Source organism: Microbacterium sp. LWO13-1.2, from assembly GCF_038397725.1.
Taxonomy (GTDB): domain Bacteria; phylum Actinomycetota; class Actinomycetes; order Actinomycetales; family Microbacteriaceae; genus Microbacterium.
Genome location: NZ_CP151634.1, coordinates 34,224 through 57,079, shown reverse-complemented (window position 1 = coordinate 57,079; position 22,856 = coordinate 34,224). Strand labels below are relative to the sequence as shown.

Genomic DNA, 22,856 nt, shown 5'->3' with positions numbered 1-22,856 from the left:
GGAGAGATCTCTACCATGCAGACCAAGTCAATGGCACAGAAACGCCGGCGCGGGCTCGCGGCAGCGGTCGACGGCGGAGCCTGGGCTTTCGGCATCGTGCTCGCCGTGGCCTTGCGGTTCGAGTTCATGATGGAAGCGCGCGGCTGGATCTCGACGATCCTGCTCGGATTCGTTGCAGCGGGGCTGCACATCGGTGCCGGCTACTATCTCGCGCTGTACCGGGGCCGCTATACATACGGGTCATTCGAAGAGGTACGCACCCTCGGGCTGCTCGTGCTCGCCGAGACGATCGTCATCGCGCTGTTCATCATTCCGCTCGGCCCGCTGATCGGCGTGCCCCGCGGTACCTCCTTCTTGGCAGCCCCTCTTGTGCTGCTGCTCATGTTCGGCGTGCGCTATGTCGCTCGGCTCATGATCGACCGTGCGCGCAAGCCCGGTGCCGACGCCGAGCCGGCCCTCATCGTCGGCGCGGGATACATCGCCGATCGCCTGTTGCACCAGGTCAACACCGATCCGCTGTCGCCCTTCCGCCCAGTCGGACTGCTCGACGACGACCCCGCGAAGGCCAACCTGCGCCTGCGCGGTGTCTCGGTCATCGGCCGCACGAATGAGATCGAAGCCGCTGCGCGCGATACCGGAGCGACGATGCTCATCATCGCGGTCGGCCAGGCAGACAGCGCGCTGATGCGAAAGTTCAGCGACCAGGGCGAGAAGGCGGGTCTGCGGGTTGCAGTCACCCCGACCCTGGCCAGCCTCCAATCCGGCGCGGAGTCCCCGTCCGATGTGCGCGACATCAGCATCGAAGACCTCATCGGCCGCAACCCGGTCGACACGAACGTCGAGCAGATCGCCGGGTACATCACCGGAAAGCGGGTTCTCGTCACCGGGGCGGGCGGGTCGATCGGATCCGAGCTCTGCCGTCAGCTGGCGAAATACGGACCCAGCGAGCTGATCATGCTCGACCGTGACGAAACCGGCTTGCAGATGGCGCAGTTGGGGACCAAGGGGCACGGTCTTCTCGATACCAACGAAGTCGTGCTCGCCGACATCCGTGACCCAGAGCTGATGGATCGCTTGTTCGATGAGCGTCGCCCCGAGGTCGTGTTCCATGCGGCGGCTCTGAAGCACCTGCCGATGCTCGAGCAGTACCCGGATGAGGCATGGAAGACGAACGTGCTCGGGTCGCTCAACGTCATCCGGGCCGCGCGTCGTGTCGGGGTGACGACGTTCGTCAACATCTCCACCGACAAGGCGGCCAACCCCACGAGCGTGCTCGGGCACTCCAAGCGCGTCGCCGAGAAGCTCACGGCGTGGGCGGGCGAAGAGACCGGGATGCGCTACCTGTCGGTGCGTTTCGGCAACGTCATCGGGAGCCGCGGCTCGATGCTGCCGACCTTCCAGTCATTGATCGCCGCAGGGGGCCCGATCACCGTCACGCATCCAGAGGCGACTCGCTTCTTCATGACGATTCCCGAGGCCTGCCAGCTGGTGATCCAGGCGGGCGGCATCGGCCGCGCCGGCGAAGTACTCATCCTCGACATGGGCGAGCCGGTGTCGATCCTCGACGTCGCGAAGCGCATGATCGCGATGTCAGGGCGGAACATCGAGATCGTCTTCACCGGACTGCGTCCTGGCGAGAAACTGCACGAGGAGCTCGTGGGGCACAAGGAGAACCTGGCGCGTCCGTTCCATCCGAAGGTGTCGCACACGCGTGCCGACGTGATCACCCCCGAGCGGCTCGACAAGGCGGGCTGGGAGGCGCGCATGAAGGCGAATCCGCGGAACAACGACACGGCCATCATCGAACGACCGAACCTGGAGAAGGCTGAACGCGCGTGAGTGAACGCATCTACATGTCGTCACCTGATGTGACGCAGCTCGAAGAAGACGCCGTCGTGGCAGCCATGCGATCCGGGTGGATCGCGCCGCTCGGCCCCGATGTCGACGCGTTCGAGCGCGAGCTCGCCGAACGGGTCGGGGTGGCAGAGGGCGTCGCGCTGAGTTCCGGCACGGCCGCCTTGCATCTGGGACTCATCACTCTGGGGGTCAAGCCCGGCGACATCGTGGTGACCTCGACGATGACCTTCGCGGCCACGACGAACGCGATCATGTACACGGGCGCCGAGCCGTACTTCGTCGATGCGGATGCTGCCACCGGAAACATGAACCCGGCCCTCCTGCGCACAGCGCTCGAGCGCCTGAGTGCAGACGGCGAGCATGTGGGGGCGATCGTTCCTGTCGATCTGCTCGGCAAAGCCGTCGACTACACCGAGATTCTCGCGATCGCCGATGAGTTCGGTGTGCCGGTGCTGGCGGATGCCGCAGAGTCACTGGGTGCCAGCCACGGAGGAAAAGCAGCCGGCTCATTCGGCCGCGCGTCGATCGTGTCATTCAACGGCAACAAGATCATGACGACGTCGGGCGGCGGGATGCTGCTCACCGATGACGCTGCGTTCGCCCAGCACGTGCGCTACCTGGCCACGCAGGCGCGTCAACCGGTCGTTCACTACGAGCACACCGACGTGGGCTATAACTACCGCATGAGCAACCTCCTCGCTGCCCTCGGGCGGGCGCAGCTGTCGCGCCTGGACGGGATGATCGCGAAGCGCCGTGAGATGCGCGAGCAGTACAAGGGGCTCTTCGCCGACGTCGCCGGTGTCGAGGTGTTCGGCGGAGACGGTGACGGCGACGACAACGTGTGGCTGACGTCGATCCTCATCGATTCGGACACCACGGGTTGGACGCCGCAAGAGCTCTCCGCGGCGCTCGCCGCAGACAACATCGAGAGCCGCCCCCTGTGGAAGCCGATGCACAAGCAACCGGTGTTCGAGAACTACCGCGGCGAGATCGACGGTACTTCAGAGGCGCTGTTCGAGCGCGGGTTGACGCTTCCGAGCGGATCGGCGCTCAGCGACGGCCAGCGCGAGCGGGTCATCAGCGCGATCTCCGAGTTCCTGGCGGGACGCTGATGGCGGGTGAGACCGCGAGGACGTCCTGGCTGCTGTCGAGCGCCGGACGTCGTGGGTCTCTCGTCAACCTGCTGAAGCAGCAGCCGATGCATGCCGATCGATCGCGCGTGATCGCGACCGATCGGTCGGAGTTGTCTGCCGCAGGACGGCTGGCCGATGTGTTCGAGCAGGTGCCCTCCGTTCGAGATGAGGCATTCATCCCACGGACGCTGGAGATCGCGCGACTGCACGACGTCGGGGTCATCATCCCCACCATCGACCCTGAGATCGAGGTGTACGCGAATCATCGGGACGAGTTCGCAGAGCAGGGTGTCGACGTCTGGGTGTCGAGTCCCGAGGTGTCTCGGTTGGGGTGGGACAAGTGGGCGCTGTATCAATGGTTGAGAGAGCAGGGCCTGCCCACCGTCGAGACGTTTGAGGTCTCCGATCTGCCGACGGGGGCGCTGGCCGGCGCCGTCGTGGCAAAGCCCCGTTCCGGCTCGTCGGGAATCGGTGTGGTGCTTGCGGACTCCGTCGAAGCGCTGAATGTGGCGAACCTCGACGAAAGCTACATCATCCAGTCTCGTGCGCCCGGCTTCGAAGTCACGGTGGATTTCGCGGTCGGCCGCGACGGTCGGGTCCTCGGGATCGTGCCGCGTCGGCGCATCGAGGTGCGAGGCGGGGAAGTCTCCAAGGGCGTCACCGTCGACTATCCCGCCGTGATCGAGGTGGCACGCCAGGTTGCGACACGCCTTCCCGGTGCATATGGCGCGCTCAACGTGCAGGTTTTCTACGAGCCGTCTACACGCGAGCTCAACATCATCGAGATCAACCCGCGTTTCGGCGGCGGATACCCGCTCGCTCACCTCGCCGGCGCGAACTTCTTCGACGCGTTGTTGCGAGACGGGCGCGGAGAGGATATCCCGGAACTGGAGTGGAATCCGGGAACCCTTCTTCTGCGGTATGACACCGAGGTCATCGTGTCCGGTTTCGACATTCGGAGCCTCGATGCCTGATCGTGTCTATGTGTTCGACCTGGACGACACGCTCTACCTCGAGCGAGATTATGTTCAGAGCGGGTTCGCACATATCGGCAACGTCGCGCGCGACCTTTACGGCGTCGACGGCGTTGGTGATCACGCGTGGTCGCTTTTCGAGAAGGGCGTTCGCGGGAACACATTCGACCTCATCGTCGATCGGTTCTCACTGCCCCCAGAAGCGACTCGACTCCTCATCGGGGAGTATCGCGATCATGATCCGGTGATCACGTTGCAGCCCGATGCGCAGTCGTATTTAAGCAATCTTCCCGACGATGCCGTCGGGACCGGTGTCATCACAGACGGATATGCCGGAGGGCAATGGCGCAAGCTGCGCGCCCTGAAACTCGACGCAGTCCTCGACAACATCGTTGTGACGGGCGAACACGGCCAGGACTGGACGAAGCCCAGCGAGAACGCGTTCCGTCTCATCGAATCGAAGTTCTCGCGGCCTGGCATCGAGTTCGTCTACTTCGGAGACAATCCCAAGAAGGACTTCCACGCTCCGCGGCAGTTGGGATGGCGCACCGTCCGTGTCCGACGCCCGCTCGGCCTGCACTACGCCGTCGATGACGCCTTCGCCGTCGACGAGACGATCTCGACGTTCCCTACGACCGGTGCGTCAGCACAAACCCCGGTGGGCGTTCCGTCCAGCCGTGAGAGAGGAAGACTGCCGCAGTGATCGGATTCACAGGGCCGTATTCGGATGTCAACTTCGGTGACTACGCGATGCTCGTCAACAACGTGTATGAGCTCGACGCCAAAGATGCCATCGTCTTCGTTTACGACAGGCCGTTCGTCGAGAGGATCCGCGACGACTACTTCGCGGATCGCAACGTGCGTCTCGTCGAGATCGCGCTGCGTCCTGGTGCATTCTCTGAGGGCCGTGACACCCAGCACCTGACCCCGATGGAAATCCTGCGGGAGATCGAGAACATCGACGAAGTGACCGCAGCGGTCGCCGAAATGGACACGTTGTACGTCAACGGGGGCGGCTACTTCAACTCCCTGTGGACACAGCCGCATCGCATCGAGCGGCTGATCCAGATCATCGCGCCTACTCTCGTCGCGGCGACGATGAACATCCCTGTCGTCTTCACCGCGAACGGCTATGGACCATTCCGAGGGGATACGGAGTTCTTCGCGAGCTTCTTCGGTTCGCTGCCGAACGCCCGATTCGGCGCGAGAGACACGATCTTGTCGCCGCACTGGCTGAATCAGGCAGGTGTCCAGCCCGACCGGATCCACACTCTGCCGGATGATCTGCTCTTCATCGACGAACGCCTCACCCCGAAACAGGAGCCGCGGGCTGGCAAATACGTGGTGATGGAGACGTATCTGCCGACCGCGTTCATCACGGAGAACTTCGCGCACTTCGAGCGCTTCTCCCAGCGCATGGCGCACGACCACGGGCTCGGGGTCGTCTTCCTCCCCTTCAACCTCGGTCATGGCGGTGTCGACCAAGGAGCGCTTCTTGCGGACCGACTCGACGACGTCGAGATGTTCGACATCACCGGGCGCGGCTACCTGCCGATCGAAGACGCGGTCGCGCTCGTGAGCGGTGCGGAGCTGGTCATCTCCAGTCGATATCACGCCGTGATTCTCGCGCTCTCCGTGGGAACGCCCTTCGTCAGCGTGCTCAAGGATGTCCTCGGGGACAAGCAGTACTACTACGGCAAGAACGTGGGCGCGCTCGAAGGCGTGCTCGAAGGACAGCCGCACGACCTGCGGGACTACTTCTTCATGGACTACGTCGAGGCGCTGGATGCCGTCGTCGATGACTTCGCCGGCATCACCCGACGTCAGCGCGAGAACTACTCCGCCGCGTTCCCTCGCACAGGTTCGAAGCTGCGCTCGGCACGCGAGGCGTATCTGAACGGAGACAGCTGAGATGGGCGCACCTTCAACGCGGACGGCCGGGTCACGTTTCTACGCTCGGTTCGGCAAACGGGTTCTCGATCTCTTCGGGAGCGCGATCGCCATCATCGTGCTCTCGCCTGTCCTGCTGGTCACCGGAGTCCTGGTGAAGACGACCTCGCGCGGACCGGTCTTCTTCTTTCAAGAACGTCCGGGTCTGCGCGCGCGAACGTTCCGCATCATCAAGTTCCGCAGCATGCTCACGTTCGAGGACAGCTACGACGACGAAGGCAACGAGCTCACCAATGACCAGCGCGTGACGCGGGTCGGAGCGATCATGCGGCGGACGAGCATCGACGAGCTCCCGCAGCTTTTCAACGTGTTCCTCGGTGACATGTCGCTCGTGGGCCCGAGACCGGCGTTGCCGTACCAGGTCGAGCGGTACGACGCGACGCAGCGGAAGCGCATGGACGTGAGGCCAGGGATGACCGGTCTTGCTCAGGTCAAGGGTCGCAACTCTCTGAGCTGGGAAGAGAAGATCGCCATGGATCTGGCGTACGTTCGCCATGTGAGTCTCGGACTCGACCTGAAGATCATGGTGAAGACTGTCAACGTCGTCGTGTCAGGCTCGGGACTTCGCTTCGAGAAGCACGATGAGCTGAGTGCGCACAATGGCGACCTCCGCCGGCACATCGGAGAAAGGAAGGATGGCGAATGAAGATCGCCATCATTTCGCAGTACTTCCCGCCGGACAAGCCGGGACGGATCGCAGACGAACTCTCGCAAGAGCTTGCGCGTCGAGGGCATTCTGTTCGGGTGCTGACTGCTTTCCCGCATTACGACACGGGGAAGATCCCGCCAGGGGTCCGTCAGCGGTGGCGCCATGTCGAGTCTCGGGGCGCCGTCAAGGTCCGACGCGTGCCGATCTTCGCAAGCCATTCCCGCAACGCCATCGGCAGGATCGCCAACTACCTGAGCTTTCCCTGGTCCGCCCGATTCGCCTCGTCATTCGTGAAGGATGCGGACGTCATCTACGTGCACGGCACCCCAGCGACGCCTGCGCATGCCGCCTACGTCTGGTCGAAGAAGTTCGGCATCCCCTACCTCTTCCACGTGCAGGACATCTGGCCGGAGTCCGTGACCGGCTCGGGCTTCCTCCCTGCGCCCGTTGGGAGATTCGCGAACGCCGCCATCAACCGCTGGCTGCGCAAGGTCTACGCGTCGGCGTCCGCGGTGGTCGCAATCGCTCCCAGCGCGCAGCAGCTCTTCGTCGAGCGTGGTGCCTCGGCTGACCGAGTGCATCTGGTGTACAACTGGGCTCGCGACACAGAGCGCAGGGCGGCAGTGCCCACGAGTGAGCGCCCGGGATTGACCCTGTTGTACGCGGGCAATCTCGGAGTGTTGCAAGACCTCGAAACCGTTCTGCAGGCTGCGGGGCGAGTGCGAGACCTCGAAGATTTCCGCCTCCTCATAGCGGGTGGCGGCGTGCTGGAGGGTCGGCTGAAGGAACTGGCGGATGAGCTCGACCTCAACGAGAAGGTCGAGTTTCTCGGCAAGTTGAGCCCCGAGGATGTCGTCGGCGCGTACGAGCAAGCGGATTTTCAGATCGTGTCCCTCAAGCGGCTGGATATCTTCGCCGGCAATATCCCGTCGAAGTTCCAGGCCGGACTTGTCCATCAGGTCCCGGTCATCACGACCGTCGCGGGAGACGTCTCACGGCTGGTCGTCGAGAACAGCCTGGGTCTGGTTGCTGAGCCCGAAGATGTCGAGTCGCTCGCGAACGCATTCCGCGAGGCGCACGCAACGACCTTCGTCGAGAGGCAGGCACTTCGCGCACGCGCCCGCGCGTTCTACGACGAGCACCTCACGAAGGAGCAGGCCGTGAGTGCGATCGAAGCCATCTTGACCTCGATCGCGGCGAACGACGACCGCAGATGAGGCCCCCGAGAATGTCAACGGCGAACGCACACGAATCGCGATCCCACGGAAGAAGAGAAGAATGACGACGTACGCAGGCAGGAAGATTCTCGTCACCGGTGGAACCGGTTCGTTCGGCCACACCGTGGCACGGAAGCTCCTCGAAAGGGATGTGGCGGAGATTCGCATCTTCAGCCGCGACGAGGCCAAGCAGGACCTCATGCGTCACGAGATCAAGGACAGTCGCCTGCGCTTCTACGTCGGTGACGTCCGTGACTACGAGAGCGTGGATCGCGCGACGCGCGACGTCGATTTCGTCTTCCATGCGGCGGCGCTGAAACAGGTGCCGTCCTGCGAGTTCTTCCCGATGGAAGCAGTACGAACCAACGTGACGGGCAGCGAGAACGTCGTGCGCGCCTCGGACCGGAACGGCGTGACATCGCTCGTGTGTCTGAGCACCGACAAGGCCGTTTATCCGGTCAATGCGATGGGCATGTCGAAGGCCCTCATGGAGAAGGTCGCCCAATCGCACGGGCTCAACAATCCGAACGCCGCGACGACGGTGTCGTGCGTGCGCTACGGAAATGTCATGTACTCGCGGGGCTCGGTGATCCCCCTGTTCATCCGCCAGCTCAAGGCAGGCAAGAACATCACCGTCACCAACCCCGATATGACGCGCTTCATGATGTCCCTCGCGCATTCCGTCGACCTCGTGGAGTTCGCGTTCCAGAATGCGCAACAGGGAGATCTTTTCGTGCGCAAGGCGAAGGCATGCTCGATCGGGTCCCTCGCCCAGGCAGTGCTCAACCTGTTCCAGTCCAAGGCATCCGTTGAGGTGATCGGCACGCGGCACGCCGAGAAGTTGTCGGAGGCCCTCGCCACACGCGAAGAGCTCGCTCGCGCACGCGACATGGGCGACTACTTCCGGGTCGAGGCGGACAAGCGCGACCTCAACTACAGCTTGTACTTCGAAGAGGGCGACGTCGCGCAGAACAAGTTCGAGGACTACGACTCCCACACGGTGGCGCAGATGGCCGTCGAGGAAGTGGAGCAGCTCCTGCTCACGCTGCCCGAGGTGCGCCACGAACTGCGCCTCGCCGGGATCGATGCGGAAGAGCCCGGCGAGTGACTCGTTACGCCGTTTCCGGGGCCGGCGGCTTCCTCGGCTGGCACACGAGGGCAGCCCTCCAGGAGTCCGGAGTGACGGTGGATGCCGTCCCAGTGGGAGATGCCTTCGACGCCCAGCGGGCTCTCGCCGCCGTCGACGGCAGCACTCGCGCTGTGCACATAGCCGGTGTCAACCGCGCCTCCGATGAAGAGGTGATGGCAGGGAACATCGGATTCGCCGAGCAGTTCGCCGCCGCGCTCCGTGCCGCGGACAACCCGCCCCCGGTCGTCGCCTACGCGAACTCGACCCAGGTCGGCAACGGGTCCGTCTACGGCGAGGCGAAGGCACGCGCCGCCGAGACACTCGCGGCGGCAGCGAGTGACATCGGTGCCGAGTTCGTGAACGTGTCGCTGCCCAACCTCTTCGGAGAGCATGGGCGCCCCTTTTACAACGCGGTCACGTCGACCTTCAGCCATCTGATTGCGAAGGGCGAGAGCCCGACGGTCGAGAACGACAAAGAGCTCACCCTGCTCCACGCGCAGAACGCCGTGGATCTGCTGACGGGGACGGCTTCCGTCGACCGGCAGGCCCATCTCGAAGTCGTCGAAACCGTGTCGGGCCTGCTCGCTCGTCTGCAGGGTTACGCCGCGCTGTATCGCGACGGTGAGATTCCCGATGTCGACAGTGACTTCGACCGGGACCTCTTCAACACCTACCGCTCGTTCACGTTCCCGGAGCAGAGCCCGATCTCGCTGACCAGACACGCAGATGCGCGCGGATCGTTCTTCGAGATCATTCGGTCGCACGGCGGTCCGGGGCAGTCGTCATTCTCGACGACCGTGCCCGGTGTGACCCGCGGTGACCACTTCCATCGGCGCAAGATCGAGAGATTCACGGTTCTGCAAGGACGGGCTCGCATCTCGTTGCGGCGATTGTTCTCCGATGACGTCATCTCCTTCGATGTCTCCGGCGATGCGCCAGGTGCCGTAGACATGCCGACGATGTGGGCCCATAACATCACGAACGTGGGGAGTGAGACTCTCTACACCTCGTTCTGGACGAACGACATCTTCGACCCTCAGAACCCCGACACGATTGCCGAGGTAGTGTGACATGTCCGACAAGCTCAAAGTGATGACCGTGGTCGGGACCCGGCCCGAGATCATCCGACTGTCTGCGACGATCAAGTTGCTCGATGAGCACACGGATCAGATTCTGGTCCACACCGGTCAGAACTACGACTACGAGCTCAACGAAGTCTTCTTCGAGGACCTCGGGCTGCGGAAGCCGGACCACTTCCTCGAGGCGGACACGTCGTCCCTCGGGGCAGCGCTCGGCTCCATCCTCGCGAAGACCGAGCAGGTGCTCGTGGAGGAGCGTCCTGACGCATTCCTCGTGCTCGGAGACACGAACAGCTGCATCTCTGCAGTGATCGCCAAGCGCATGAAGATTCCGGTGTTCCACATGGAAGCCGGCAACAGGTCGTTCGATGAGAACGTGCCGGAGGAGACCAACCGTCGTCTTGTCGACCACGTCGCCGACTACAACCTGGTCTACACAGAGCACGCGCGCCGCAACCTGCTCGCTGAAGGTCTGCACGCGTCGCGGATCCTGCTCACCGGGTCACCGATGCGTGAGGTCCTGGAGCAGAATCGCGAACAGATCGACGCAAGCGACGCGGTCACGCGCATGGGTCTGACACCCGGTGAGTATTTCCTGGTGAGCCTGCACCGCGAAGAGAACGTCGACAACCCTGGGCGCCTGCGCTCGGCGATCGCTGCTCTGCAGGCGCTTCGCGCGGAGTATGCGGTGCCGATCCTGGTGTCCACCCACCCTCGCACGCGCAAGCGGATCGAGGCCCTCGAGGATGCCGCAGCGACCGATGGGATCGTCTTCCACCCGCCGTTCGGATTCCACGACTACATCAAGCTTCAGATGGACGCGAAACTGGTGCTCTCGGACAGCGGCACGATCAGCGAGGAGTCGAGCATTCTCGGCTTCCCTGCGGTGACGATGCGCGACTTCATCGAGCGTCCCGAGTCTCTCGATGCGGGTGCGATCATCACGACTGGTCTGGATCCCGAAAACGTACTTCAAGCCGTGTCTGTGCGGTTGCAGATGGACAATGATGCGATCTCGATGCCCAATGGTTACGAGATCGCCAACACGTCCTGGCGCGCGACCGCATTCATTCTGTCCACGGCGCATTCGCACAAGAAGCGGTTGGGTCTTCATTCGTGAAGCCGATGATCGGTCAAGTCCGTGACCCCCTGTCGTAGGGCGTCTGGAACGAGGCTTTCGATTTCGTGCGTGCGAGGATGTGCACGTGACTGAATGGGTCGCCGTGAGTTTCGGCGCGTTGGACATGCGGGACCATGAGCTGGGCGCGCAGGGCTACGACCTGGTCGTGGTGCCGATTCGGCCGGGTACCCCTCGCTTCCTGTTCGGCCCTGGAGCTGAGGTCTGGCTCCGTCTCGTGGCTGGCCCCGTGGCAGACAGCGACCTCACCTCGGAAGAGCGCGAGATCGTTCGCGACATGGAGCACATGGGGATCGCTTCGCGAGACTCGGAGGACCCCGCGCGCGTCCGCGAAGTCAACGCCCCCTGGATGAGTTCGATGGTCCACGAGCTTGTGTACGCGCTGCTCGGCAACGTCGCAGCAAGGAACGATATCGACCTGATCTTCCTCAAGGGACCCACCTTGCATGCTCAGGGGTTGCGAAACAGAGAGCACTCCGGCGATGTCGACTGCTGGGTTGCTCCGGGAAACGACTCCCGGTTGGCGCGCGCGATGGAACCGTGGGGCTGGGCCCCTGCCTTCTCTGCCTTCACAGGAACGCGTGTCCTTCACTCGCTGACGCTGAGGGCCGGGGAATGGGGCTGCGCAGTGGACGTCCACTCGTTCTTCCCGGGGATGGCAGTCGGCCGGTCTGCGTCCTTCGCGACGGCTCTGTCCACGTCGGATATTCGAACTTTCGCCGGGCAGACTGCTCGCACACCGACCATCGCACTCCACGCGATCATCAGCGCCCTCAACGAGATCAGGCCTGTTCGTGGCCAGCATCCGGGGGCGGCGAGTGTCCGCTCCGCAGCGCACAGCCTCAGCGTCGCGGGGGAAGCAACGATCGAGATGGCAACGAGGGTGGGTGCGGAATTCGCTCTCAAGGACAGCCTGGTCGAGGCATTCCCTCAGGCAGGATTGCGATTCGACGATGCCGTGGTGCCGGAGGACTGGTCCTGGAGGCTGCAGACCTCGACCGTGGGTGTCTATCTCGAGGCGCTGAAGCTCATCCCGTGGCGCGACAGGTTGCGGGTCGTGTTCCGGGTGGTCTGGCCATCGGCAGAGAGCCTTCGCTCCGGGCCGATCGCGACGATGCACCCGAACGCGAGCGTTTGGAAACTGCGGAGCCTTCGTGTGGCCGCGGGACTTCGGCAGCTGGGGAAATTCCGCAACTAGTAGGATCGCGGTCGTTCCGTCGACTGCCGATCTCTAGGACCGGGCTCGCAAGAGCGAAGCAAAGAACACCACATCATTCGATCGGAGCACAGTGTGAGAATGTCCGCGTTTTGGGATCGCCTGCGGTCTCGCGGCTCGAAGGGGGCGATCACCCTCATCTTCGGCACGGCGTTCGGCCAGCTCATCACACTGGCGATTACACCGATACTCGCGCGGATGTACTCCGACACCGATTTCGGATACCTGTCCCTTGTGCTGTCCTCTGCGTCCATCGCGGCACCGGCAGCCGCGCTCCGCCTGGAATCCGCGTTGATGCTTCCGCGATCGTCGCGGGATGCGACAGCGTTGCTGAGTGCGGGCCTGTGCAGCGCTGTCGTCATCAGCGCTTTCTCCGCGGGGCTGCTCACCCTGTTGTTCTCCTTCGGCCTCTTGGAGAACATGTCTCGGTTGCCGTGGATAGCACTCTGGGTCGCCGCAATCGTGTTCCTCACTGCGGCGTTCACACTGCTCAGCCAGTTCGCGCTTCGGGGTCACCGGTATGGGCCCGTGGCAAGGCGAAGCATCTATCAGTCCGGGTTGGCCGCGGGCGCACAGCTGGGTCTCGGGCTGGCGGGCGCCTCGGCGACAGGTCTCATCGGGGGCTACGCGATCGGACGGGTGGCAGGAATCGCCCCCCTGACACTTGCGCTTCGATCCGAGTTGGAGAGATTCGGTCGCGGAGACATGCGAAGGGTCGTGCGCGAGTATTGGCGCTTTCCCGTGCTGTTCGCGCCGTCCGCTGTTCTGAACTCCGCCGGTTTGGTGCTACCCATCCTCTTCGTCGGCACGTGGTTCACCGTCGCGGATGCGGGGCAATGGGGGATGGCGGATCGTCTTCTCGCCGCACCGCTGGTTCTGGTCGCGACGAGCATCGGGCAGGTGGCGGAAGCCCACATGTCCGAGACCTATCGCGAATCGCGCCCAGGGCTGGCGCGGTACTATCTGTCGGTTTCGGGTGTACTCGCGGGGATGTCAGCGGCGATGGTCGCCATCATTGTCTTCTTGGGCCCGTGGATCGTTCCGATCTTCCTGGGCGACGGTTGGGACAAAGCGGTCCACATCATGATCGCGCTGCTGCCGATGCTTGCGACTCGGCTGATCGCGAGCCCGATGAGCAAAGTGCTGATCGTGCTGCAGCACGGCGCATGGAATCTGGTGCTCGACGTCATGAGAGTGGTCATGGTCGTCACCGCGGTCATCGTGGCGATCTCGCTTGACCTCGATGTCGTCGAGGCCGCCTGGTGCACGTCCATCACGCTCAGCGCGGTCTACGTCGTGACGTGGATCGTGGGTCTACAGCTCGCGCGGCGGTATACCCCGGCATCGCCGCAACCGATTCCCGCGTGACGTCGGCTGGGCGACTCCAGTCGCTTCGACCTCCAGCCCCTCCGCTCAGCGCCCTGAGAACAAACCGAAGAAGATCGATCGCAGTTTGAACAACCAAGGGGTCGCTGTCGAAGCGGCGCGGGCTCGACTGATGAAGCTGGTGTTCGGGGTCGCGAGGATCTTGAGAAGCTTCCCCTCATAGCGGTGCTGATCGAGTTCCTTCATGCCCTCGAGTCGACGCGTCTGCTGGGCGGTGAGTGCCACCGGCGGGTTGTCCAAGATCAGCGTGTACGGCAGCGCCCGCACGTGCATCTGTTCGCGCATGACGGCGAACGGCTTGTTGCGCGGGTTGGAGTTTCCGTCGTGGATCCGGTAGTTGAGGACCACATCAGATCGCTGCTCGATGGTGTGGGCCAGCAGCCGCACATTCTCGGCGAGCCAGACGTCTTCGGCGACCAGCTGACCGGGTATCGGGAACACGAGATCCGCGAGTTCCCGGCTCAGGATGCCGGTTCCACCGGAGAAGTTTCCTTTTCCGCTCTTCGGGATGATCAGCCCGTCGTGCCGGGAGGATTCCGACATCGTCCGAAGCGCAAAATATGCGGCTACCCGGGTCTCGGGCGCAGACGAAAGGGCCTCAGCGCGCAATGCCAACGACGTGGGCGGGAGGGTGTCGTCACCCCCGAGCAGAACGATCGCGTCTCCCGAACTTTGAGTGAATGCGCTGTTGAAGGCCGCGACCTTCCCCAGCTTCGTCGCCGGTCGGATCGATTGAACACGCCGATCGCGGGCCGCATAGGAATCCGCGATGTCCGCCGTTCGGTCCGTCGATCCGTCATCGACGATGATGAGCTCGAAGTCCTCGTGTGTCTGCGCGAGGACACTCTCGATCATCTCGGAAAGGTGATCCTCTTCGTTGTACACCGGCGAGAGGAGAGAAATCTTCATGTATGTCAGGCCTTCGTGGTCTGCTCGCCTGCGCTGTGCGCTGGCGAGTCGGTCGTGCCGGCAGCGGACGTCAGGTTCGACTCAATCGTCTGGTCGGAGCCGTCTGCCGCGGTCTCTGATTCCGGGGCGGTGGAGATGACGCTCTTTATCGCAGAGAGGAAGCCCAGCGTGAGCATGAAGAAGAAGGTGCGCGCGTTGAGATCACCGGAGACATTCACGGAGACCAGTTCGCCGACGAACAGCGCGAGCACGACGAGAGCCGCGGGATCTTTCCCGGAACGTCGGATGAGACCGAGCAGCACCGCGACGACGACCAGAGTGAAGATCACTCCGACGACGATGCCGAACTCGGTGAAGATCTCGAGGAAGATGTTGTGCGGGTAGAAGAACTGTGCCGGGGCATGGGCGTGCGCCGCCCAGTTGCCGAAACCGACACCACTTGGATACTCCTCGATGACCGGCAACGTGATTCGCCAGAACATCTCGCGCGCCTGGTCGGAGAAGCCTTCCGAAAGGAGGGACTTGAACCGGCTCTCGGCGAAGAACGGGAGCTCTGCGACAGCCCAATAGGCGAGGCCGCCGGCGCCGCCGATGGCGAGAACCTTCGCGATCCGGCGACGCCCCGAGAACAGGGCCATCACGATCGCGGCTGCCGCCACGGAGAGAAGAGGGCCGCGCGAGCCAGTGGTGATCAGGCCGACGGCGAGAATAAGCACCGCAGGAATGGCCCACACCAGGCGAATGTGGCGCTGCCAGATCATCCAGATGATGGCGATGAGGGCGAAAGAGATCGCTCTTCCCAGCCAGATCGGATTGGAATCGAAAGTCTCCGCCCTTCCTCCTTGGAAGCCGACGATCGACAGCGCGGACAGGATCAATGCCGCTCCGAGCCAGGCGCGCGCGAACGTGAGAAGAGCAGCCTTGTCGCGGATCAGACATGCCGCGACGGCCGAGATGAGTGTCGCAGTGATCCATTTCTCGAACTTGTCCTGCCCGTAGAGCGACGTCGGGGCGACGACCCATGCGTGCACCGCGACGATCGCGAACAGCGAGACGACGAAGAGGATCACCGGATGGAATCGGGGGAGCCAGCGGATCAGTTCGTAGATGACCACCGGGGCCGCGAGTACGGTGCTGATCAGTGCGATCCCGAGGCCACCCACGGTCGGGAACAAGTTGCCGACGAGCATCCCGACGAGGATGAGTGAGCGCGTGACCCGTCCGAACTTGGACAGCGGGACCACGGGAGAGAACTTCACGAGGTCGATCCTACTTGCAGCGTGCAACCGGGCGTCTGGCTACCGCAGAGCATCGACGAACACTCCAGCGATCTCCTCGCTGTAGGTCGGGCTGATGTGCAGGCCGTCACGGTAGAGCCAGGTCCCGTCGCGGTAGGTCTCGCACCATCCGGACTCGCACACCTGTCCGGTGAGGTCGATCTCTTCGGCACCGGAGGTCGCGATGCCGTGCCGGTCACCCTTCGAGATCGCCGCCATGCTCTCCTGCATGTCAGACGTCGAGACGCGGGCCGAGCACAGCGACGGGTCGGCAAACAGGTCGGCATTCTGGCACTGCACGGGGTGCCACCAGGCGCGCGTTGTCCCCTCGAAGTGCGGCATCGTAGGCACGACGAGCACTTCGTGACCGGCGACCTCAAGATCAGCGATGCGCGCGGCCATGGCTTCACCCCATTGGTCCGCCTTCGAAGCCGGGTCGTCGAGGATCCCCTCGCCGGATCGGAAGACGATCCCGTTGTCGGTGATCATCTCGCCTGCGGCGGCCATGATCACCGTTCCCGCTGGTTGCTGGGAGAGCCATTCCTCGCCTCCCGCGGCATACACGCTGCACTCCGCACCCTTGTTGGGGTCGTTCCGGTCGACCCGGCCGACGTCGAAGAATGGGCACCCGCCCCACGTCGCGATGGTCAAAGGCCGATCGAGCGTCTCAGACGCCGAGATCAGGGCTTCAGTGAACTGCTGGGCATTGGAGTCGCCGACCAGGTAGATGGGTTTTCCCTCGCCGTTCCATGTGCACGGGCCCAGGTCGCGTTGCGCCACAGGCATGGTCGAGAGGCACTGGCTGTAGCCGATGGGGCGCTCGAGCAGTTGGTCGGCGGCGGCCTCCACGTTCTTGTTGCCCCAGTTCGACTGCGCACCGACGAACATCGAGCCGGCTGCCAGAAGTGCGACACTGACCGCGACGGCCGGCAACCGCACGGTGCGCCAAGACCAGATCTGAACCTTGCCTCGGAACGGTGTTTCGACGTAGCGGTAAGTGAGGAACGCAGCGACGTAGGTCAGAACCAGTGCGGCGATGACAGCGACGACGCTGTCCGGCCAGAGCCGCCGCGCGAACACCAGCAACGGCCAGTGCCAGAGGTACAGAGAGTAGGACAGATCGCCGATGTGTACGAATGGCCTCCACGCGAGCATCTGTGAACCGCGGTTCGGTGCCAGCCCGCCGAAGATGACGAGGGCGGCGCCGAGAACGGGTACGACAGCCACGATGCCGGGGAATGGCACGGAGTTGTCGATGAAAACCGCGCCGAGCATGATGAGCGAGAGTCCGGCCCAGGTCGCGAAGGCGTGGCCTCTCAGCTTCGTGAGCCAGACCGCGCCACAGGCGATCAGCGCGCCGACGGCGAACTCCCATGCACGGGTCGGCATCATGTAGAACGCGAAGATCGACGGGCTCTTGATGATCGGCAGGACCGCCGAGTAGGACGCGATGAGCGAGAGGGCGAAGGACACGACAGTGACAATGGTCAGCACGACCGCGGCCGCGCGCGCGCGGTGCTTCGCAACCTTCCACACCAGGAGCAGCACCAGTGGGAAGAACAGGTAGAACTGCTCCTCGACACCCAGCGACCACGTGTGCAGGTAGGGGTTGGACTGAGTGTGCTCACTGAAATAGTCGGATGAGATCGCGTAGAGCGCGATATTGCTGAGGCCGACGGCCGCGGCGCCGCCGGTTACTGCGGCCTGTTGTTGCGTGCCCAGCGGTGAGAGAAGCAGCATACCGACGAGGGCGGTGAACACGATGACCACGATGGCGGCGGGTATGAGGCGGTAGCCGCGGCGGATGAAGAAACGGCCGAGGCGGATGCGGCCTTCAGACTGAACTTCGCGGAGAAGCATCGCCGTGATGACGAACCCGGAGATGACGAAGAAGACGTCGACGCCGATGAATCCGCCGCGGAGTCCGAAGTGAGCGTGGTCGATGATCACGAGCGCGACTGCTACCGCACGCAGGCCTTGGATATCTCCGCGGAATCGGAGCGACGGTGGTCTGGACACTGCGACATCGTATCGAGGGTCTTCTCCTCTGTGGAACCTGATGTCAGCGCGGGCGACTCGCACGGAGCCCTGGTCGCAACAGCGTGCCAATAGACTCAACATCATGCGTATTGCCGTCGTGGCCCTCGGAAAGATCGGCCTGCCCCTTGCCGTCCAGTTCGCTGATTCCGGTCATGAGGTGATCGGCGTCGACGTCAACCAGAAGGCAGTCGACACCATCAACCAGGGGATCGAACCGTTCCCCGGCGAAGCGCATCTCCAGGAGAAGTTGTCCGAGCTCGTTCCCGCAGGACGGCTGCGTGCGACCACCGACTACGCCGAGGCGATTCCTGGTGCGGATGCCGTCGTGCTCGTCGTCCCGCTCTTCGTCAATGACGAGACGTGGGAACCTGACTTCGCGTGGATGGATGCTGCAACCGCCTCTCTCGCCGAGCACCTCACGCCGGGAACGCTCGTGTCGTACGAGACGACGCTTCCTGTCGGCACGACTCGTAACCGCTGGAAGCCGATGCTCGAAGAGGGATCCAAGCTGACGGAGGGCACCGACTTCCACCTGGTGTTCTCCCCGGAGCGGGTGCTCACCGGACGAGTGTTCGCCGATCTGCGCAAGTATCCGAAGCTCGTCGGCGGACTCTCGGAAGAGGGCGCTCGCCGTGCGCGGGAATTCTATGAGGCCGTTCTGCAGTTCGATGAGCGACCCGACCTCGTCCGCCCGAACGGTGTCTGGGATCTCGGCTCGGCCGAGGCCGCTGAAATGGCGAAGCTCGCCGAGACGACCTATCGCGACGTCAACATCGGCCTCGCGAACCAGTTCGCGCTGTTCGCCGCGGGCAACGGGATCGATGTCTATCAGGTGATCGACGCCTGCAACTCTCAGCCCTACAGCCACATCCACCGTCCGGGCATCGCCGTCGGCGGTCACTGCATCCCGGTCTACCCGCGCCTGTATCTTTCGACCGACAAGGACGCCGACATCGTCCGCACGGCTCGCCTCCTCAATGCCTCCATGCCCGAGCGGCTCGTCGCTCAGGCGGAGGGGGTGCTGGGATCGTTGGAGGGACAGCGGGCTGTCGTCCTCGGAGCCGCGTACCGCGGAGGCGTCAAGGAGACGGCGTTCTCCGGCGTCTTCCCGACGGTGGAAGCGCTCAAGTCGCGCGGCGCCCAGGTGCTCGTTCACGACCCGCTGTACGACGACGAGGAGCTTAGGCGACTCGGATTCGAGCCCTACGAGCTCGGAGGCGATGTCGACCTCGCGATCCTGCAGACCGACCACGCTGATTATCGGCAGATCGGCCCTGCTGATCTGCCGGGCGTGAAGCTCCTCGTCGATGGCCGCGCCGCGACGGATGCCGCGCTGTGGGTGGGAACGCCGCGTATCGTCATCGGCACCGCTGGGGTTCTTGCGTGAGTTTCGAAGACGTTCGGATCGTCGACTCCGCTGATGTCTCGCCGGAGGCGATGATCGGCGCGGGAAGTTCGATCTGGCATCTCGCGCAGGTTCGCGAGGGCGCCCGGATCGGCAAGAACTGCATCGTCGGACGCGGCGCGTACGTGGGCACCGGCGTCGTCATGGGCGACAACTGCAAGGTGCAGAACTATGCGCTGGTATACGAGCCGGCGAAGCTTGCAGACGGTGTGTTCATCGGCCCGGCGGTCGTGTTGACGAACGACACCTATCCGCGTGCGATCAATGCCGACGGCTCCCTGAAGAGCGCGCACGATTGGGAGCCGGTCGGTGTGACGATCGAGCGAGGCGCTTCGATCGGCGCGCGAGCGACGTGCGTCGCGCCCGTCACGATCGGCGCGTGGGCCACAGTGGCCGCCGGAGCCGTCGTGGTGAAGGACGTTCCCGCATATGCGCTCGTCGTGGGTGTGCCGGCACGGCGCATCGGATGGGTCGGCGAGGCGGGTATGCCACTCACCGCCGGCGAGCGTGAAGGATCGTGGGTGTGCCCGTCGACGGGCGCACGTTACGTGGAGTCCAACGAGACACTGACCAAGGAGATCGCGTGAGCGAGTTCATTCCCCCCGCGAAGCCCATCATCGGTGATGAGGAGCGTGAAGCGGTTGACCGGGTGATGCGCAGCGGCATGATTGCGCAGGGGCCGGAAGTCGCGGCCTTCGAGGAGGAGTTCTCCGCACACTTCGTGCCGGGTCGGCCCTCTGTCGCGGTGAACTCGGGTACAGCAGGTCTTCACCTGGGTCTGCTTGCGGCCGGTGTCGGTGCGGGGGACGAGGTCATCGTCCCGTCGTTCACGTTCGCCGCGACGGGCAACTCGGTCGCCCTGACCGGAGGCACCCCGGTGTTCGTCGATATCGAACCGGACACGTTCTCCCTGGACCCCGCAGCGGTGGCCGCGGCGATCACGCCGAAGACGAAGGGCATCCTCCCGGTGCACCTGTATGGTCACCCGGCGCGGATGCGCGAACTGGAAGCGCTGGCCGCCGAGCGCGGTATCGCCCTGTACGAGGACGCCGCGCAGGCGCATGGGGCGTCGCTGGACGGCCGCCCGGTGGGCTCGTTCGGCGAGTTCGCCATGTTCAGCCTGTATCCGACGAAGAACATGACCAGCGGCGAAGGCGGCATGGTCACCACGGCGACGGCCGAGATCGCGCGTCAGGTGAAGCTGCTGCGCAACCAGGGCATGGAGCGGCAGTACGAGAACGAGGTCATCGGGTTCAACGCCAGAATGACCGACATCCACGCCGCGATCGGGCGGGTGCAGTTGACGAAGGTCGACGCGTGGACGAAGATCCGCCAGGACAATGCAGCGTTCCTGGACGCGAACCTGCGCGGCGTCGTCGTGCCGCCGGTCGCGGCCGGTGCGGTGCACGTCTACCACCAGTACACGATCCGGGTGCCGGAAGACCGCGACGGATTCGTCGCGGCGCTCAAGAACGAGTACCAGGTCGGTGCGGGCGTGTACTACCCGATCCCGAACCACCGGCTGCCGTCACTCGCGCATTTCGCACCGGGGCTGGATCTGCCCGAGACGGAACGCGCCGCCCGCGAGGTCGTCTCGCTGCCGGTGCACCCCTCGTTGAGCCAGGAAGACCTGGAGCGCATCGTGACCGCGGTCAACGCGGTCGCCGGGGCGGGTGCCTGATGGCCAATCTGCGTGCCGGCCTCCTCGGCGTCGGCATGATGGGGCGCCATCACGCGCGAGTGCTGCGCGAGGTCGAGGGTATCGACCTCGTCGCGATCGCTGATCCGGGCGGAGACCCGCACGGCGTCGCAGGAGATCTCTCGGTGCTGCCCGACATCGAGGCGCTCATCGGCGAGGGCATCGATATCGCAGTCGTCGCCGTCCCGACACGGTTCCACGAAGACGCCGCGCTGAAGCTCGCTGCTGCCGGCGTGCACACACTCGTCGAGAAGCCGATCGCAGACAGCATCGAAGCGGGCCAGCGCATGGTCGACGCGTTCGCCGCAGCCGGGCTGGTCGGAGCCGTCGGACATATCGAGCGCTTCAACCCCGCGCTGCAGGAAATGCGTCGCCGGATCGAAGCAGACGAGCTGGGTGCGGTGTATCAGGTCGTCACCCGCCGGCAGGGGCCGTTCCCGTCGCGCATCGCAGACGTGGGGGTTGCGAAGGACCTCGCTTCTCACGACGTCGACCTCACGGCGTGGGTGGTCCAGTCCGATTATGAGATCGTGTTCGCACAGACCGCGTTCAAGAGCGGCCGGGAGCACGAAGACATGATCACGATCACCGGGCGCACGGCGTCTGGCGTGATCGTGAACAACATCGTGAACTGGCTCAGCCCGATGAAGGAGCGCCTCACGGTCGTCACCGGCGAGAAGGGCGCTTTCGTCGCCGACACCTCCACCGGAGATCTCACGTTCTACGCCAACGGGACCATCCCGCTGGAGTGGGAATCCGTTTCGAGGTTCCGCGGGGTGTCGGAGGGAGACGTCACCCGTTATGCGTTCGCGAAGCGTGAGCCGCTGAAAGCCGAGCACGAAGCATTCCGTGACGCCGTCCTCGGCAAGCAGACCGACCTCGTCACGATGGAGCAGGGTCAGCGGACACTGGTCGTGGTCGAGGCCGCGCTGGACTCGGCCCGCGCTGGTACCTCCCAGACGCTGCGTCCGTCGTCGTAGAGCCGACCAGAGCTCAGCTCAACCCCGCCCGGAGTACCCGGGCCACTTCGTCGAGTGCAGGCGCGAGCTGCGACGCCGACAGATCGTACGTCTTCTGCGACCGGCGGTACGGGTCGATCACGTCGTCATCCTCGGGGCTCCCCGTGGGGGTCATCCCGCGCTGGGCGCCGACTGCGTTGACGACAGCGCGCAGCCGCTCGCGCGGTGATTCGCCGGCCGCGTTCGCCGCTGCTCTGGCGTCATCGGACGAGAGCGTTGAGGCCAACCGGGCGAACTCGCGGATGGTGAACACACGTCGCAAGACGTTGGGCATCAGCTGAACCGTGTGCGTGCGGTGCTCCCTCGCCATCGCGAGAACCAGGTCGGAGTCGCGCAGCAGCGGCTCCACGAGCAAGCGGGCGCGATGCGCCGCCGCATCCACAGGAGCCGCCCCCAGCCCCACAGCGAGCACCTGTGCCGGCTCGGTCATCTCGTGATCCACGAGGGCATGCGTGCCCGCGCTGTGCACACGCACGCCGAGGCCGCTGAGGCGGGCACGGAGAAGGGCCTCAGCCATCGGCGAGCGGCAGATGTTCCCGGTGCACACCATCAGCACCGTGGGGGCGTCAGCGGGCGCCTCAGAGGCGACAGGACGCGGCGTCGGCGAGGGAGGAGGCGTCATCGCGGGTACGCCGGTGATCAGTGTGTCCTGCGGAGCAGGCGAGCTGAGCGCGTCGAGAAGCTCTCGGCGCTGACGGCGGCTCAGGCCGATGTGGGGATTCTGAGAACCGGGTTCACTCATTCCTCCAGCGTAGGGCGAGTCCCTTGTGAAGACGGGG

The 22,856-nt window shown here is 64.3% G+C and carries 20 protein-coding genes; 16 read left to right on the top strand and 4 right to left on the bottom strand.

What is annotated here, in order from left to right:
- Window positions 1-30: 30 nt before the first annotated feature.
- From MRBLWO13_RS00250 to MRBLWO13_RS00195, 12 genes are all read left to right on the top strand, one after another.
- The gene (locus MRBLWO13_RS00250) at window positions 31-1,839 is read left to right on the top strand and encodes a nucleoside-diphosphate sugar epimerase/dehydratase (RefSeq protein ID WP_341975746.1); all 1,809 of its coding nucleotides are present in this window, start codon (window positions 31-33) and stop codon (window positions 1,837-1,839) included.
- Window positions 1,836-2,969: an aminotransferase class I/II-fold pyridoxal phosphate-dependent enzyme gene (locus MRBLWO13_RS00245; protein WP_341975745.1), complete on the top strand. Its 1,134-nt coding sequence runs from the start codon at window positions 1,836-1,838 to the stop codon at window positions 2,967-2,969. The genes MRBLWO13_RS00250 and MRBLWO13_RS00245 overlap by 4 nt, the downstream gene beginning before the upstream one ends.
- Entirely contained in the window at window positions 2,969-3,964 is a 996-nt protein-coding gene (locus MRBLWO13_RS00240) for an ATP-grasp domain-containing protein (protein ID WP_341975744.1), read from the top strand. The genes MRBLWO13_RS00245 and MRBLWO13_RS00240 overlap by 1 nt, the downstream gene beginning before the upstream one ends.
- A complete protein-coding gene (locus MRBLWO13_RS00235) occupies window positions 3,957-4,667 on the top strand; it encodes an HAD family hydrolase (protein ID WP_341975743.1) in 711 nt (236 codons plus the stop codon). Before MRBLWO13_RS00240 ends, MRBLWO13_RS00235 begins: the two co-directional genes overlap by 8 nt.
- A complete protein-coding gene (locus MRBLWO13_RS00230; protein ID WP_341975742.1) occupies window positions 4,664-5,875 on the top strand; it encodes a polysaccharide pyruvyl transferase family protein in 1,212 nt (403 codons plus the stop codon). Before MRBLWO13_RS00235 ends, MRBLWO13_RS00230 begins: the two co-directional genes overlap by 4 nt.
- 1 nt (window position 5,876) lies before the next feature.
- Window positions 5,877-6,560: a sugar transferase gene (locus MRBLWO13_RS00225; protein ID WP_341975741.1), complete on the top strand. Its 684-nt coding sequence runs from the start codon at window positions 5,877-5,879 to the stop codon at window positions 6,558-6,560.
- Window positions 6,557-7,780, top strand: coding sequence for a glycosyltransferase family 4 protein (locus MRBLWO13_RS00220; RefSeq protein ID WP_341975740.1), 1,224 nt, complete (start codon window positions 6,557-6,559; stop codon window positions 7,778-7,780). The genes MRBLWO13_RS00225 and MRBLWO13_RS00220 overlap by 4 nt, the downstream gene beginning before the upstream one ends.
- Window positions 7,781-7,841: 61 nt before the next feature.
- Window positions 7,842-8,888, top strand: coding sequence for an SDR family NAD(P)-dependent oxidoreductase (locus MRBLWO13_RS00215; protein WP_341975739.1), 1,047 nt, complete (start codon window positions 7,842-7,844; stop codon window positions 8,886-8,888).
- Window positions 8,885-9,979, top strand: coding sequence for an NAD-dependent epimerase/dehydratase family protein (locus tag MRBLWO13_RS00210; protein WP_341975738.1), 1,095 nt, complete (start codon window positions 8,885-8,887; stop codon window positions 9,977-9,979). Before MRBLWO13_RS00215 ends, MRBLWO13_RS00210 begins: the two co-directional genes overlap by 4 nt.
- Window position 9,980: 1 nt before the next feature.
- Complete coding sequence (gene wecB, locus MRBLWO13_RS00205) at window positions 9,981-11,108, top strand: UDP-N-acetylglucosamine 2-epimerase (non-hydrolyzing) (RefSeq protein WP_341975737.1); 1,128 nt, start codon at window positions 9,981-9,983, stop codon at window positions 11,106-11,108.
- Window positions 11,109-11,193: 85 nt separating this feature from the next.
- Entirely contained in the window at window positions 11,194-12,324 is a 1,131-nt protein-coding gene (locus MRBLWO13_RS00200; protein WP_341975736.1) for a hypothetical protein, read from the top strand.
- A gap of 99 nt (window positions 12,325-12,423) precedes the next feature.
- Window positions 12,424-13,710 carry an oligosaccharide flippase family protein gene (locus MRBLWO13_RS00195; protein ID WP_341975735.1) on the top strand — a complete coding sequence of 429 codons (1,287 nt, stop codon included), beginning with the start codon at window positions 12,424-12,426 and terminating at the stop codon, window positions 13,708-13,710.
- A gap of 45 nt (window positions 13,711-13,755) precedes the next feature.
- Here MRBLWO13_RS00195 and MRBLWO13_RS00190 read toward each other — a convergent pair whose 3' ends face one another.
- The 3 genes from MRBLWO13_RS00190 to MRBLWO13_RS00180 are packed head-to-tail and all read right to left on the bottom strand — an operon-like array spanning window position 13,756 to window position 17,933.
- Window positions 13,756-14,637 (bottom strand): glycosyltransferase, encoded by an 882-nt coding sequence (locus tag MRBLWO13_RS00190; protein ID WP_341975734.1) that lies wholly within the window; start codon window positions 14,635-14,637, stop codon window positions 13,756-13,758.
- 5 nt (window positions 14,638-14,642) lie between these two features.
- Window positions 14,643-15,896 carry an O-antigen ligase family protein gene (locus MRBLWO13_RS00185; protein ID WP_341975733.1) on the bottom strand — a complete coding sequence of 418 codons (1,254 nt, stop codon included), beginning with the start codon at window positions 15,894-15,896 and terminating at the stop codon, window positions 14,643-14,645.
- A gap of 39 nt (window positions 15,897-15,935) precedes the next feature.
- A complete protein-coding gene (locus MRBLWO13_RS00180) occupies window positions 15,936-17,933 on the bottom strand; it encodes an acyltransferase family protein (RefSeq protein WP_341975732.1) in 1,998 nt (665 codons plus the stop codon).
- A gap of 103 nt (window positions 17,934-18,036) precedes the next feature.
- On the opposite strand from MRBLWO13_RS00180, the gene MRBLWO13_RS00175 reads away from it, so the two are divergent.
- Genes MRBLWO13_RS00175 through MRBLWO13_RS00160 form a run of 4 tightly spaced genes read left to right on the top strand, consistent with a single transcriptional unit; the run spans window position 18,037 to window position 22,038 of the window.
- Window positions 18,037-19,341 carry a nucleotide sugar dehydrogenase gene (locus MRBLWO13_RS00175; protein ID WP_341975731.1) on the top strand — a complete coding sequence of 435 codons (1,305 nt, stop codon included), beginning with the start codon at window positions 18,037-18,039 and terminating at the stop codon, window positions 19,339-19,341.
- A gap of 50 nt (window positions 19,342-19,391) precedes the next feature.
- On the top strand, window positions 19,392-19,946 hold the full coding sequence (locus tag MRBLWO13_RS00170) for an acyltransferase (RefSeq protein ID WP_341978514.1): 555 nt from the start codon (window positions 19,392-19,394) through the stop codon (window positions 19,944-19,946).
- Window positions 19,943-21,040, top strand: coding sequence for a DegT/DnrJ/EryC1/StrS family aminotransferase (locus tag MRBLWO13_RS00165; RefSeq protein ID WP_341975730.1), 1,098 nt, complete (start codon window positions 19,943-19,945; stop codon window positions 21,038-21,040). The genes MRBLWO13_RS00170 and MRBLWO13_RS00165 overlap by 4 nt, the downstream gene beginning before the upstream one ends.
- Window positions 21,040-22,038, top strand: coding sequence for a Gfo/Idh/MocA family oxidoreductase (locus tag MRBLWO13_RS00160; RefSeq protein ID WP_341975729.1), 999 nt, complete (start codon window positions 21,040-21,042; stop codon window positions 22,036-22,038). Before MRBLWO13_RS00165 ends, MRBLWO13_RS00160 begins: the two co-directional genes overlap by 1 nt.
- A gap of 13 nt (window positions 22,039-22,051) precedes the next feature.
- Here the strand turns inward: MRBLWO13_RS00160 and MRBLWO13_RS00155 are convergent, their stop codons facing one another.
- Complete coding sequence (locus MRBLWO13_RS00155) at window positions 22,052-22,819, bottom strand: low molecular weight phosphatase family protein (protein WP_341975728.1); 768 nt, start codon at window positions 22,817-22,819, stop codon at window positions 22,052-22,054.
- Between the last annotated feature and the right edge of the window lie 37 nt (window positions 22,820-22,856).

Bases quoted from the DNA above. Each gene is read 5' to 3' on its own strand.
- MRBLWO13_RS00250 (WP_341975746.1), top strand. From the start codon at position 31: ATGGCACAGAAACGCCGGCGCGGGCTCGCGGCAGCGGTCGACGGCGGA.
- MRBLWO13_RS00240 (WP_341975744.1), top strand. From the start codon at position 2,969: ATGGCGGGTGAGACCGCGAGGACGTCCTGGCTGCTGTCGAGCGCCGGA.
- MRBLWO13_RS00235 (WP_341975743.1), top strand. From the start codon at position 3,957: ATGCCTGATCGTGTCTATGTGTTCGACCTGGACGACACGCTCTACCTC.
- MRBLWO13_RS00225 (WP_341975741.1), top strand. From the start codon at position 5,877: ATGGGCGCACCTTCAACGCGGACGGCCGGGTCACGTTTCTACGCTCGG.
- MRBLWO13_RS00220 (WP_341975740.1), top strand. From the start codon at position 6,557: ATGAAGATCGCCATCATTTCGCAGTACTTCCCGCCGGACAAGCCGGGA.
- MRBLWO13_RS00215 (WP_341975739.1), top strand. From the start codon at position 7,842: ATGACGACGTACGCAGGCAGGAAGATTCTCGTCACCGGTGGAACCGGT.
- wecB (WP_341975737.1), top strand. From the start codon at position 9,981: ATGTCCGACAAGCTCAAAGTGATGACCGTGGTCGGGACCCGGCCCGAG.
- MRBLWO13_RS00195 (WP_341975735.1), top strand. From the start codon at position 12,424: ATGTCCGCGTTTTGGGATCGCCTGCGGTCTCGCGGCTCGAAGGGGGCG.
- MRBLWO13_RS00190 (WP_341975734.1), bottom strand. From the start codon at position 14,637: ATGAAGATTTCTCTCCTCTCGCCGGTGTACAACGAAGAGGATCACCTT.
- MRBLWO13_RS00175 (WP_341975731.1), top strand. From the start codon at position 18,037: ATGCGTATTGCCGTCGTGGCCCTCGGAAAGATCGGCCTGCCCCTTGCC.
- MRBLWO13_RS00170 (WP_341978514.1), top strand. From the start codon at position 19,392: ATGATCGGCGCGGGAAGTTCGATCTGGCATCTCGCGCAGGTTCGCGAG.
- MRBLWO13_RS00160 (WP_341975729.1), top strand. From the start codon at position 21,040: ATGGCCAATCTGCGTGCCGGCCTCCTCGGCGTCGGCATGATGGGGCGC.
- MRBLWO13_RS00155 (WP_341975728.1), bottom strand. From the start codon at position 22,819: ATGAGTGAACCCGGTTCTCAGAATCCCCACATCGGCCTGAGCCGCCGT.